The organism is Variovorax sp. P1_G12 (assembly GCF_056405555.1).
In genome coordinates, this window is the sequence record NZ_JBFUBW010000006.1 from 154,317 (window position 1) to 166,874 (window position 12,558).

Below are 12,558 nucleotides of genomic sequence, written 5' to 3' on the forward strand. Positions count from 1 at the left end.
AGAGCGCTACAAGACCGAGTGGTCGGTCGTGAACATGCAGGAGTCCGGATCGTCGGACATGGCCGCCGAATGGCCCAAGTCGGGCGAAGCGCTTTCGCCGATGCTCACCGGCGTCTTCGGCTTGCCGAACGGAGCGAGGCCTTGCAGCACGCGAAGTGCCGAGGCCCCCTGGATCAGGGCTTCCGAATAGTCCGGAACCCCTTGTGTCGAACAGTCGACAGGCCGGAATCCCAGGCATTCCTCGGACTCGGCCTGGACTGCTTCCATCAGAACCCAATGGAATTCGTTGGGCTCGAGCTCAAGAACAGTCAGTGCAATATCGCGAAGTGCCACCGGGAAACCCCTTATTAAGTTGTTGCCGGATTGTTACTGTTCGGTGTTTTTCATGCCAAGGCACTTTTGCACGGTGCCTTGACGATGAACCCGCGAACCGGCACTTTGTCGCACTTGGGCCCGCTGCGCGCGGACCTGCTTCAGCCCAGGCGCACCGGCACGAAGATCTTGTTGCCGTCGCGCTGGATCAGCAAGGCCACCGACTTGTCGGCCTTCGCCACCACCTCGCGCACCTGCTCGATGCTCTTCGCCGGCGTGCCGTTGATGGCCAGCAGCACGTCGCCGGTCTGGACCCCAGCCAGCGCCGCCGGGCCGCCGACATCCGCGATCAGCAGACCGCCGTCGACGGCGGCCTCACGCTGCTCCTGCGGCTGCAGCGGGCGCAGTGCGAGGCCGAGCTTGCCCTGGTTGGCGCCACTCTCCTCGTTCTTCGCCACGGTGGCTGGCTTCTCGGCCGCGTCGCCGAGCTTGGCGGAGATTTCCTCGCGCGCGCCCTGGCGCCAGATCTCGAGCGTGATCTTGCTGCCCGGCTTCTTCTGGCCGATCAGCGCCGGCAGGTCGCCCGAAGCGACGATGGATTCGCCGTCGACCTTGCGGATCACGTCGCCCGAGCGCAGGCCGGCCTGGTCGGCCGGGCCGCCCTTCTCGACGTTCGACACCAGCGCGCCTTCGGGCTTGTCCAGCTTGAACGAATCGGCGAAGGCCTGGTTCACTTCCTGCACCGCGACGCCGAGACGGGCATGGGTGGCACGGCCGGTGGCGACGATCTGGTCCTTGACCTGCATCGCGACCTCGATCGGGATCGCGAACGACACGCCCTGGTAGCCGCCGCTGCGGCTGTAGATCTGCGAGTTGATGCCGACCACCTGGCCGCGGGTGTTCAGCAGCGGGCCTCCCGAATTGCCGGGATTGATCGCGACGTCGGTCTGGATGAAAGGCACATAGCCGTCATCGGGCAGCGAGCGGCCCTTGGCGCTGACGACGCCGGCGGTCACGGTGTTCTCGAAGCCGAACGGCGAGCCGATCGCGAGCACCCATTCACCGGCCTTCAGTTCCTTGGTGCTGCCCACCGAGAGCACCGGCAGGTTCTTGGCCTCGATCTTGATCACGGCGACGTCGGTCTTGGGGTCGGAGCCCAGCACCTTGGCGCTGAACTCGCGGCGGTCGGTCAGCTTGACCGTGACTTCCTTGGCGTCCTTGACGACGTGGGCGTTGGTCAGAATGATGCCGTCGGCGCTCAGGATGAAACCCGAGCCCTGACCGCGCACCGGGGTCTCGCGCTGCGGCTGCTGCTGGCCGCGCGGGCCCTGGCCGCCGCCGAAGCGGCGGAAGAACTCGTACATCGGATCGTCCGGGTCCATCTGCGGGCCGCCCTGCGCGCCGGCGGTCTTGGTGCTGCCGGTGACGCTGATGTTGACCACCGCCTGGCCGTCGCGCGCGGTGATGGTGGAGAAGTCGGGCATGGTCACCACCGGGGCGGTGGTGCCGGCGACGGCAACAGCAACAGGTTGCGCCGGCGGCGCGGCCACGGCACGGGCGCTGGTGTAGGCGCCGGTACCGACGGCACCGATCACGCCGGCGGCTGCCAGCGAAAGCACGAGCGCGCGGGGCGAGGTCAAACCGGTTTTCATCAGGAATCCTTTCGAGTGTTGGAACAGAGCACGAAAGGAATGTCGGGCCGGACCCTTAAAAAGGGCTTAAGGCTCGCCCCCAGGTTGCCCGGCACTTCGTGTCCGGGCGCCCACCCCCTACCGGGGGCAACACCAGCGGCCCGGCGAAGCCGGTTCCGCGGTGTTTCACCAACGGGCCTGGCTGCGCCGGCCGGGTCCACGCTCCGCGTCGGCTTGGAGCTAGCTCAGTTCGGGAAGCGCACCAGAACGCGCAGGCCGCCGAGGGGGGAGCGGTCGAGCGACACGGTCGCGACGTGGAGGTCGGCGATCGACTTGACGATCGCCAGACCCAGGCCGCTGCCGGGGGCCTGGGCTTCGCCCACGCGGTAGAAACGATCGAGAACGCGCTCGCGCTCGCTCTCGGGCAAGCCGGGCCCGCTGTCGTCCACGCTCAGCGCGATCCCGCCCGCGCCGGCCGCGATTCCGAGGTCGACGCGACCGCCGGGAGGCGTGTACTTGACCGCGTTGTCGAGCAGGTTGCGCAGCAAGGTGCGCAGCGCTTCGGGCTGGCCCTGCACCATGGCCGGGTCGGCCCGCGCGATGCCGATATCGATGTCGCGCGCCTGGGCCGCGGCCACAACGTCGGAAATGGCCAGGCGTGCCACCTCGGGCAGGCTGACGCGTTCCGGCTGCAGCCCGGCTGCCGCGCTGGCCTCGTGCCGCGCCAGCGCCAGCATCTGCTCGACCAGCCGGGTCGCGCGGTCGATGCCGGCCGCCAGGCGGGCCACGGCGAGTTCGCGGGCCGCGTCGTCGCCCGCCCGCTGCAGGCCCTGGACCTGGAGCTTGAGCGCCGCCAGCGGGGAGCGCAATTCGTGTGCGGCATCGGCGACGAAATGCTTCTGGGCCTCGAAGGCCTGGCGCACGCGCACGAACAGCAGGTTCAATTCGTGCACCAGCGGACGCACCTCCTCGGGCAGGTCGCCTTCGCTGAGCGGTGACAGGTCGTCGGCCTGCCGTGCGGCCACCTGCCGGCGCACGCGCGCCACCGGCGCCAGCGAGCGGCTCACGACCCACCAGACGACCAGCATCAGCAGCGGCGCCGCCAGCACGATCGGGCCGACGGTGCGCAGCGCCAGCGTGCCGGCCATCCGGCGGCGCGCCGCCATGTCCTGCGCGACCTGGATCACCAGTGCGCCGGTCGCCAGCGAAAACACCCGGTAGGTGGTGCCGCGCGCCTGCACGTTCGAGAAGCCGAGCACCGCGCGCTGCGGCAGGGCCGCCTGGGCCGCCGATTCGAAGATCCGGATGCCGTCCAGCGTCCAGACCTGGACGATGAATTCGAAGTTCTCATCGCCGCCGCCAAGGCCGCCGACCGCGGAACTGGGCGGCAGCCCGGCCCGCAGCGACAGTGCCATCTGACGCATGTGGTGGTCGAAGATGCCGTCGGCCTCCTCCAGCACCGCGCGGTAGGCCACGAAGGCCTGCGTGCTGGCCGCGAGCACGATCGCCGCCAGCAGGAACCACAACAGGCGCGCCCTCAGCGATTTCATGGGCCCCCACGCCCTGTGCTGCACTTCCTCGCTGTCCGCCGAAGGGATGCTCGCTGGCTTGGGGCGGCCCGGCCCGGCGCTCGTCATTCCTTGGGCACCATGTAGCCCACCCCGCGCACGTTGCGGATCAGGTCGGCACCGAGCTTCTTGCGCAGCCCATGCACGTAGACCTCGACCGCATTGCTGCTGATCTCGTCCTTCCAGCTGTAGAGCTTCTCCTCGAGCTGGGCCCGCGACAGCACCATGCCGGGCCGGGCCAGCAGCGATTCGAGCACCGCCCATTCGCGCGCCGAAAGCAGCACCGGCCGGCCGCCCACCGTGACCTCGCGCGTGGCCGGATTGACGCTCACGCCCATGTGTTCATAGACTGGCTCGGCCCGACCCGAGGCGCGCCGCAGCAGCGCCCGGATCCGCGCCAGCAGCTCGTCGAGGTCATAGGGCTTGAGCACGTAGTCGTCGGCGCCGGCATCGAGCCCCTCGATGCGCTGCTGGACCGAGTCGCGCGCGGTCGCGATCAGCACCGGCATGCGCTGCTTGCGGGCGCGCAGGGCGCGCAGCACCTCCAGGCCGTCGCGCCGCGGCACGCCGAGGTCGAGCAGCACCAGGTCGTATTGCTGGGTGCGCAGCGCGGTGTCGGCGGCGTCGCCGTCCTTGACCCAGTCGACCGCGTACCGCTCCGCGCGCAGCAGGTCGAGCACGGCTTCGCCGATCATCACGTCGTCTTCGAGCAGCAGCAGTCGCATGGTTCATTGATCCGTGTTGGGCTGCCCGAGATGGTAGCGGCTCACAACAGCGCCCTGACCTCTCGCGCCGCCTCGAACAGGAGCGGCAGCAGGTCGCGGCGCAGGGCCTCCTCCTGATGCCGGCCGCCGGACAGCACCACGTTGAGCGCCGCCACGGTGCGCCCCTGCATGTCGCGCAGCGGCACCGCCAACGCCTGCACGCCGAGTTCGTGTTCCTCGCTGGCGAAGCAGAAATCGTCCTTGCGCGCCTGCGCGATGCACTGTCGCAGCAGGCGTGCCTGGGTGATGGTCTGGGGCGTCAGCCGCGACAGCCGCCGGGCCTTGAGCCACTGCGTGAGCTGGGCCGGGCTCAGTGCGGCCAGCAGCACCCGGCCGGTCGAGGTCGCATGGGCCGGCAGCCGGGCACCGAGATGCAGGCCGTAGGCCAGCACGCGCGTCGGCGCTCCGTAGCTGCCACTGCGCGCGACGATGACCACCTCCTCGCCGTCGAGCACCACGGCCGAGAACGACTCCTGCGTTTGCGCCGCGAGCCGGTTCAGGGTCGGCTGCAGCGCCCGCGGCAGCCGCGACGAGGCCAGGTAGCTGCCCGAGAAGCGCAGCACCTTGGGCGCCATCCAGAAGTAGCTGCCGTCGGTCTCGAGGTAGCCCAGGTGGGCCAGCGTCAGCAGGTGCCGCCGGGCGGCCGCACGGGTCAGGCCAGCGCGCTCGGCCGCCAGGGTGGCGTTGAGCCGCTGGCGCTCGGTGTCGAAGCTCTCGAGCACGGCCATGCCCTTGGCGATGCCCTCGATGAAGTCTGCTTTTGCAATGGTCATGGAACGAACTGTTGCGCGATCATCGCGCAGGTGGTTTCATGATCGCACAGAGCCGCGCATCGCGGCACCCCGGATCGGCCTGACCGCCCTACGCTTGCCCGAAACCGCAACAGGAGACACGCATGCGAACACAAGTCGCCATCATCGGCGCAGGCCCCGCCGGCCTTTTGCTCGGCCAACTGCTCTACAAGGCCGGCATCGACAACGTCATCATCGAGCGCCAGACCGGCGACTACGTGCTGGGACGCATCCGGGCCGGCGTGCTCGAGCAGATCACGATGGACCTGCTGGCGCGCGCCGGCGTCGACAGGCGGGCCAAGGCCGAGGGGCTGCCGCACGAGGGCATCGAGCTGCTGTTCAAGGGCGCCCGGCACCGCATCGACATGCACGGCCTGACGGACGGCAAGCAGGTCACGGTCTACGGCCAGACCGAGGTGACGCGCGACCTGATGGAGGCGCGCCAGGCCGAAGGGCTCACGACGATCTACAGCGCATCCTCGGTCAGCCTGCACGACTTCGACGGCGCCCGGCCCCGCGTACGCTACGAGAAGGACGGCGCCACGCACGAAATCGAATGCGACTTCATCGCCGGCTGCGACGGCTACCACGGGGTCAGCCGTGCCAGCGTGCCGGCCGAGGCGCTTCACACCTACGAGAAGATCTACCCCTTCGGCTGGCTCGGCGTGCTGGCCGACGTGCCGCCGGTGTCGCACGAGCTGATCTACGCCAACACCTCGCGCGGCTTTGCCCTGTGCAGCATGCGCAGCGCCACCCGCAGCCGCTACTACGTGCAGGTGCCGACCGAGGAGAAAGTCGAGAACTGGAGCGACGAGGCCTTCTGGAACGAGCTGCGCCTGCGGCTCGACCCGGAAGCGCGCGAACGCCTCGTGACCGGGCCTTCGCTCGAGAAGAGCATCGCGCCGCTGCGCAGCTTCGTCGCCGAGCCGATGCGCTTCGGGAGCCTCTTTCTGGCCGGCGATGCGGCCCACATCGTGCCGCCCACCGGGGCCAAGGGCTTGAACCTGGCGACCGCCGACGTCGGCTACCTGTCGCGCGCGCTGGAGATCTTCTACCGCGAGAAATCGGCCTCAGCGCTCGACCGCTACTCCGATCTCTGCCTGCGCCGGGTCTGGAAGGCCGAGCGCTTCTCGTGGTGGTTCACCTCGCTGATGCACCGTTTTCCGGACACCGGCGAGTTTGGCCAGAAGATCCAGGAAGCCGAGCTCGACTACCTGGTGCACTCCCGCGCCGCCTCGACCTCGCTGGCCGAGAACTACGTCGGGCTGCCGCTCGAGAATTTCTAGCGCTTCAAAGCTGCGTCCAAACGGACTCGGCCCCTTCCAGGGATGCCGCGGAACCGGCTTCGCCGGGCCGCTGGCATCGCCCCTTTGAGGGGGGCGCCGCAGGCGCTATCGGGGGTGGTCCAAGGTTTCCGCCTGCATCAACTGCCAGACCCGGTCCGGCGTCAGCGGCATGTCCAGGTGCGGCGCCCGCCCGGCCATGCCGTTGCGCGCCAGGGCGTCCGCGACTGCGTTCACCACCGCCGGCGTGGCGCCGATGGTGCCGAGCTCGCCGACGCCCTTCACGCCCAGCGGGTTGTTCTTGCACGGCGTCGACTCGTCCATCTCCATGCGGAACATCGTGCCGATGATGTCGGCGCGCGGCGCCGCGTAGTCCATCAGGCTGCCGGTCAGCGGTTGGCCGGTCTCGGCGTCGTAGACCACCCGCTCGCACAGCGCCTGGCCGATGCCCTGCACTGCGCCGCCTTCGAGCTGGCCGCGCACGATCAGGGGATTGACCACGCGGCCGACATCGTTGACGGAGGCGTAGCTCAGCACGCTGATCTCGCCGGTCGGCGGATCGAGTTCGACTTCGGTGATGTGGCAGCCGTTGGGCCAGGTCGGGCCCGAGACGGTGCTGGTCGAGTCGACGAAGATCTCCCCTTCCGGCTGCTTGCCGGCCAGCGTGAACAGGTCGAGCTGAAGGTCGGTGCCCGCCACCTTGAAGACACCGGCGGCGTAGTCGATGTCGGCGGCGGCCACCTCGAGTTCCTTGGCGGCCAGTTCACGGCACTTGTCGATGGTGCGCTCGGCGCCGACCCGCACCGCCGAGCCGCCGGTGAACAGCGAGCGCGACCCGGCGCTGCCGAAGCCGTCGCCGCGGTCGGTGTCGCCCAGCACGATGTGCACCTGCTCGATCGGCACGCCGAAGGCGTCCACCACCAGCTGCGCCAGCGTGGTCGCGATCCCCTGTCCCATGGCGTTGACCGCCGAGAACACCTCGATGATGCCGTCGGGCCGCACCGAGACCGTGACGCGCTCCTCGAACACGTTGCCGCCGGTCCATTCGAGGAAGGTGGCGATGCCGAGGCCTCGCACCCGCCCCTGCTTCCTCGATTCGGCGGCCCGGGCCTCGAAGCCCTGCCAGTCGGCCAGCGCCAGCGCCTGGTCCATCACCGATTCGAAGGCGCCGGTGTCGTAGACCTGCTTCATCGGGTTGGTGTAGGGCATCTGCTCCGGACGGATGAAGTTGCGCCGGCGCAGTTCGATCCGGTCGATGCCGGTCTGGCGCGCGGCCTCGTCCATCAGCCGCTCGATGGTGTAGATCGCCTCGGGCCGGCCGGCGCCGCGGTAGGCACCTGTCGGCGCGGTGTGTGTCAGCACCGCCTTGAAGTGGAAATCGATGGTCTGGATGTCGTAGACGCTGGTCTGGACCCAGGGGCCGATCAGGAGCTGGATCGCGACCCCGGTACCGGTCGCGTAGGCGCCGACATTCGCGTGGGTCTTGATGCGCAGGCCGAGGATCTTGCCGTCGGCGGCCAATGCGAGTTCGGCCCGGGCCTCGATGTCTCGGCCATGCGAGGTCGAAATGAACTCCTCGCTGCGATCGGCCACCCACTTGACCGGCCGGCGCAGCGCCCGCGCCGCGAAGGCGATCGCGATGTCCTCGGGATAGGCGCCGGTCTTCATGCCGAAACCGCCGCCGACATCGCCCACAACCACCCGCACTTTTTGCTTCGCGAGACCGATCGCGTCGCATACCGAGTCGCGCACACCCGAGGGCATCTGCGTGCTCATGCGGATCGTGATCCGGTCGGAGGCGGCGTCGAAGTCGGCCAGCACGGTGCGCGGCTCGATCGTGAGCGCGACCACCCGCTGGTTGACGACGTCGAGCGCCACCACGTGGCTGGCCTTGGCGAAGGCCGCGGCGGTCGCCTCGGCACTGCCGTGGCGCATCTCGGCGGCGATGTTGCCGGTGGCCGGTTCCCAGACCTGAACCGCGCCCTCGGCGATGGCGCCCTGGAGGTCGACCACCATCGGCAGCGACTCGTAGTCGACCATCACCGCCTCGGCCGCGTCGCGCGCCTGCGAAGCCGTTTCGGCGATCACCATCGCCACCGGCTCGCCCACGAAACGGACCCGGTCGAGCGCCAGCACATGGCGCGGCGGCGTCGCGCAATCGGCGCCATCGGCGCGCTTGAAGGCCGCGGCGCCCGGCATCGGCTTGACGCCGGCCCCGGCCAGATCGGCGCCCGTGAAAACGCCCACCACGCCAGGCATGGCGGCGGCGGCCGCGGTGTCGACCGACGCCAGCCGGGCGTGCGGATACGGGGAACGCACGAAACACAGCCAGGTCTGGCCCGGCAGGGTGAAGTCGTCGGTGTAGCGGCCGGTGCCGGCCAGCAGCTTCTCGTCTTCCAGCCGCCTGACGGCCTGGCCGCTGCCGAAGCGCATGGGGTTCGTGTCAGTAGTCACCATGGTCCTTTGTCTTGATCATTTCTTCGCAAGCGCGACAACGACTATATGGGCTTCCGGAGCATTCGGCATGCGGCCATGCCGAGAGCCTCGAAGCCGTGTATACCTTCGACCATGCAACTGCCCTGGCTCGACCCCGGTGACCCCCTGCCCGATGCCGCCCTCGCCTGGGGCGAATCCGACCCCGTGCCCGGCCTGCTGGCGGCCGGCGGAGGACTGGATGTCGCCAGCCTGCTGCAGGCCTACCGCAGCGGCATCTTCCCGTGGTTCAGCGAGGGCCAGCCCATCCTCTGGTGGAGTCCCGATCCGCGCATGGTGCTCGATGTCTCGCGCTTCGCGCTGCACCGGTCGCTGCGCAAGACGCTCGAGCGCTTCCGGCTCGCCGGGGGCTGCGAGATCCGCATCGACCATGGCTTCGAAGCCGTGATCTCGGCCTGCTCGAAGGCCCCCCGGGCCGGCCAGTCCGGCACCTGGATCCTGCCCGAGATGGTGGCCGCCTACACCGCACTGCACCGTGCCGGACATGCCCACAGCGTCGAGACCTGGATCGACGGCGAACTCGCGGGCGGCCTCTACTGCGTCGCGATCGGGCGCGCGGTGTTCGGCGAATCGATGTTCACGCGCCGGCCCGATGCCTCCAAGATCGCGCTGGCGGCGCTGGTCGCGTTCTGCCGACGGCACGGGCTCGCGATGATCGACTGCCAGCAGAAGACCAGCCATCTCACCAGCCTCGGCGCCCGCGAAATGCCGCGCGAGGACTTCGTGTCGCACGTCGCCCACGCCCGCACGCTGAGCGCCCCTCGTTGGCGCTTCGAGCCCGTATACTGGACCGAACTCCTGCCCGCGCGAACCTCCTTCCCGACGTGACGCACCTCAAGGATCTCCCGCTCCACACGCTGCAGTTCTACGCAACGGCGCCCTATCCGTGCAGCTATCTGCCGGACCGGCAGGCACGTTCGCAGGTCGCCACGCCCAGCCACCTGATCCACAACGACGCCTACTCGGACCTGGTGCTGAACGGCTTCCGGCGCAGCGGCATGTTCACCTACCGGCCCTATTGCGATGGCTGCAGCGCCTGCGTGCCGCTGCGCGTGCTGGTCAACGAATTCAAGCCCACCCGCAGCCAGCGCCGAGCCCGGTCGCGTCATGCCGGCCTGCAGGCGCGGGTGCTCAAGCTGTGCTTCGTGCCCGAGCACTACCAGCTCTACCTGCGCTACCAGAACGGCCGTCACTCGGGCGGCGGCATGGACCACGACAGCATCGACCAGTACACCCAGTTCCTGCTGCAGAGCCGGGTCAACTCGCGGCTCGTGGAGTTCCGCGAGACGCTGCCAGACGGCAGCGCCGGCGCGCTCAAGATGGTGTCGATCCTCGACGTGCTGAACGACGGGCTGTCGGCGGTCTACACCTTCTACGAGCCCGAGCCGGGCGCGGGCTATGGCAACTACAGCGTGCTGTGGCAGATCGACCAGGCACGCCAGCTCGAGCTGCCTCACGTCTACCTCGGCTACTGGATCGAAGGCAGTTCCAAGATGACCTACAAGGCCCGCTATGCACCGCATGAAGTGCTGATCGACGGGCGCTGGCAGGCACCCACCCATTTCACCAAGTAAAATGTCGACCGGCCTTCAACCGCGTTGCACATGAGAAAACCACAATCCGACGTTCCAGCCACGCCCGTGATCCAGGTCATCGAGCGGATGTTCTCGCTCATCGACGTGCTGGCGTCCCGTGAAGAAGCGATTTCCCTCAAGGAGATCAGCGAAAAGACGGGGCTGCACCCATCCACCACCCACCGGATCCTCAACGACCTGGCGGTCGGCCGTTTCGTCGACCGTCCCGAGGCCGGCAGCTACCGGCTCGGCATGCGCCTGCTCGAACTCGGCAACCTGGTCAAGGGGCGGCTCAACGTGCGCGACGCCGCGCTGACGCCGATGCGCGAGCTGCACAAGCTGACCCAGCAGCCAGTGAATCTCAGCATGCGCCAGGGTGACGAGATCGTCTACATCGAGCGCGCCTACAGCGAGCGTTCCGGCATGCAGGTGGTGCGCGCCATCGGCGGCCGCGCCCCGCTGCACCTGACCTCCACCGGCAAGCTGTTCCTGGCGGCGGACGAGCCGCAGCGCATCCGCAGCTATGCCACCCGCACCGGGCTGGCCGGCCACACGCGCAACAGCATCACGCAGCTGCCGGCGCTGGAGCGCGAGTTGTCGAAGGCCCGCCAGTACGGCATCGCGCGGGACAACGAGGAACTCGAACTCGGCGTGCGCTGCATGGCCGCCGGCATCTACGACGATCAGGGAAGGCTGGTCGCCGGGCTGTCGATCTCGGCACCGGCCGACCGGCTGGACGAGGGCTGGCTGCCGAAACTTCAGGCCACAGCCAACGAGATCTCCAGCGCGCTCGGCTTCAAGGCCGACCAGCCGGCGGCCGCCTGAGACATTGCGGGGCAGACCAAGAAACTGCGCAGCAGTTCTTGCTCTGCCCTCAACTGATCAGAAGACCCCGCTCCCCCGCCCTCAGCTCGCAGCGTGCGCGAAGCTCTGCTGCAGGCCGGGGTTGGCGCGGGAGGTGGCTTCGACCCAGCGGCGAACGCGTTCGGCGTCGCCGATGCGGCTGAGCTTGCCGGCCGAATCGAGGAACACCATGATCAGCTTGCGGCCGGCGATCTTGGTCTGCATCACCAGGCATTGACCGGCTTCGGAGATGTAGCCGGTCTTCTGGACGCCGATGTCCCAATCAGGGCTCTTGACGAGCCGGTTGGTGGTGTTGAACTGCAGCACGCGGTTGCCGACTTCCACCTGATATTCCGGCGAGGTCGAGAGCTGACGCACGGTGGCGTCGGCATAGGCGGCGTTCACCAGCAACGCCAGATCCTGGGCGCTCGACTGGTTGCGGCTCGAGAGGCCGGTCGGCTCGACGTAGCGCGTGTCCTTCATGCCGAGCATCTTGGCCTTGGCATTCATGACGCTCACGAACGTGGCCAGCCCGCCGGGATAGGTGCGGCCCAGCGCATGGGCGGCGCGGTTCTCGCTCGACATGAGGGCCAGGTGCAGCAATTCGCCACGCGGCAGCATGGTGCCGATGTTCAGGCGCGAGCGGCTTCCCTTCTCGGTGTCGACATCGTCCTGCGTGATCGTGATCAGTTCATCCGACGGCAGCTTGGCCTCGCTGATCAGGAGACCGGTCATGAGCTTGGTCAGCGACGCGATCGGCAGCACCGCATGGTCGTTCTTGCTGAACAGGACTTCCTGGGTATCCTGGTCGATCACCAGGGCCACGCTGGACTTCAGGTCGAGCGCGTCTTCCGTGCTGTGCAGCCCGGCCATCTGGCCGAAGGATTGGCGCGCCGGCGTGGCGTCCACCACACGGACGATCGAACGGCGCTGCACGGCGACGACGGTCCGGCCGTTTTTCTGCCGGATCGATGCGACCACGTTGCGCCCGCCACTCACCACCTTGTCGGCTTTGTCAACCGTCGCGACTTGCCTGGAGCCTGCCCCGCGCTTCGAAGCCGCGGCCGAGGGCGCTGCTTTTCGCTTCGCATCCTCGCTCACCGACGTCTTCTTGGAAGCTTTCTTCGATTCCGTCGCGGCGTTCGCGCCGGGCAAGAAAAACGCCGTGGCGCAGAGCACGACGGCGGCGAGGCGAAGGGCGGGAAGGAACCGCTGGCTGGAAACTCGGTAGGAACGGGCTTCAGACATTTAATATTCTCCAGCGGCGACAAAAGGTCACCACAGTGTATCGAAATCAAA

Annotated in this window: 12 protein-coding genes; 5 read left to right on the forward strand and 7 right to left on the reverse strand. The window is 68.5% G+C overall.

Features of this window, described 5'->3' with window-relative positions; all coding sequences use genetic code 11:
- Nucleotides 1-6 precede the first annotated feature (6 nt).
- From AC1D2O_RS09100 to AC1D2O_RS09120, 5 genes are all read right to left on the reverse strand, one after another.
- A complete protein-coding gene (locus AC1D2O_RS09100) occupies nucleotides 7-267 on the reverse strand; it encodes a hypothetical protein (protein ID WP_478091978.1) in 261 nt (86 codons plus the stop codon).
- Between the two features lie 206 nt (nucleotides 268-473).
- Complete coding sequence (locus AC1D2O_RS09105; RefSeq protein ID WP_478091980.1) at nucleotides 474-1,964, reverse strand: Do family serine endopeptidase; 1,491 nt, start codon at nucleotides 1,962-1,964, stop codon at nucleotides 474-476.
- Between the two features lie 224 nt (nucleotides 1,965-2,188).
- A complete protein-coding gene (locus tag AC1D2O_RS09110; RefSeq protein ID WP_478094950.1) occupies nucleotides 2,189-3,493 on the reverse strand; it encodes an ATP-binding protein in 1,305 nt (434 codons plus the stop codon).
- An 83-nt stretch (nucleotides 3,494-3,576) separates the two neighbouring features.
- The gene (locus AC1D2O_RS09115; RefSeq protein ID WP_478156759.1) at nucleotides 3,577-4,236 is read right to left on the reverse strand and encodes a response regulator; all 660 of its coding nucleotides are present in this window, start codon (nucleotides 4,234-4,236) and stop codon (nucleotides 3,577-3,579) included.
- Nucleotides 4,237-4,277: 41 nt separating this feature from the next.
- Complete coding sequence (locus tag AC1D2O_RS09120; protein WP_478091203.1) at nucleotides 4,278-5,048, reverse strand: IclR family transcriptional regulator domain-containing protein; 771 nt, start codon at nucleotides 5,046-5,048, stop codon at nucleotides 4,278-4,280.
- A 122-nt stretch (nucleotides 5,049-5,170) separates the two neighbouring features.
- Between AC1D2O_RS09120 and pobA the strand changes: the two genes are divergently transcribed.
- Complete coding sequence (pobA, locus tag AC1D2O_RS09125; protein WP_478091202.1) at nucleotides 5,171-6,352, forward strand: 4-hydroxybenzoate 3-monooxygenase; 1,182 nt, start codon at nucleotides 5,171-5,173, stop codon at nucleotides 6,350-6,352.
- Between the two features lie 105 nt (nucleotides 6,353-6,457).
- On the opposite strand, the gene AC1D2O_RS09130 is transcribed toward pobA, so the two are convergent.
- The gene (locus AC1D2O_RS09130; RefSeq protein ID WP_478156761.1) at nucleotides 6,458-8,806 is read right to left on the reverse strand and encodes a xanthine dehydrogenase family protein molybdopterin-binding subunit; all 2,349 of its coding nucleotides are present in this window, start codon (nucleotides 8,804-8,806) and stop codon (nucleotides 6,458-6,460) included.
- A gap of 111 nt (nucleotides 8,807-8,917) precedes the next feature.
- Between AC1D2O_RS09130 and aat the strand changes: the two genes are divergently transcribed.
- The 3 genes from aat to AC1D2O_RS09145 are packed head-to-tail and all read left to right on the forward strand — an operon-like array spanning nucleotide 8,918 to nucleotide 11,241.
- Nucleotides 8,918-9,670, forward strand: a complete 753-nt coding sequence (gene aat, locus AC1D2O_RS09135) for a leucyl/phenylalanyl-tRNA--protein transferase (RefSeq protein ID WP_478091199.1) — start codon at nucleotides 8,918-8,920, stop codon at nucleotides 9,668-9,670.
- Nucleotides 9,667-10,416: an arginyltransferase gene (locus AC1D2O_RS09140; protein ID WP_478156763.1), complete on the forward strand. Its 750-nt coding sequence runs from the start codon at nucleotides 9,667-9,669 to the stop codon at nucleotides 10,414-10,416. Before aat ends, AC1D2O_RS09140 begins: the two co-directional genes overlap by 4 nt.
- Before the next feature lie 30 nt (nucleotides 10,417-10,446).
- Nucleotides 10,447-11,241 (forward strand): IclR family transcriptional regulator, encoded by a 795-nt coding sequence (locus AC1D2O_RS09145; RefSeq protein WP_478091196.1) that lies wholly within the window; start codon nucleotides 10,447-10,449, stop codon nucleotides 11,239-11,241.
- Nucleotides 11,242-11,322: 81 nt separating this feature from the next.
- Here the strand turns inward: AC1D2O_RS09145 and AC1D2O_RS09150 are convergent, their stop codons facing one another.
- The gene (locus tag AC1D2O_RS09150; protein ID WP_478156764.1) at nucleotides 11,323-12,360 is read right to left on the reverse strand and encodes a serine hydrolase; all 1,038 of its coding nucleotides are present in this window, start codon (nucleotides 12,358-12,360) and stop codon (nucleotides 11,323-11,325) included.
- Between AC1D2O_RS09150 and AC1D2O_RS09155 the strand changes: the two genes are divergently transcribed.
- Complete coding sequence (locus AC1D2O_RS09155; protein ID WP_478156825.1) at nucleotides 12,263-12,490, forward strand: hypothetical protein; 228 nt, start codon at nucleotides 12,263-12,265, stop codon at nucleotides 12,488-12,490. The two genes, AC1D2O_RS09150 and AC1D2O_RS09155, sit on opposite strands and share 98 nt — an antisense overlap.
- Nucleotides 12,491-12,558 lie beyond the last annotated feature (68 nt).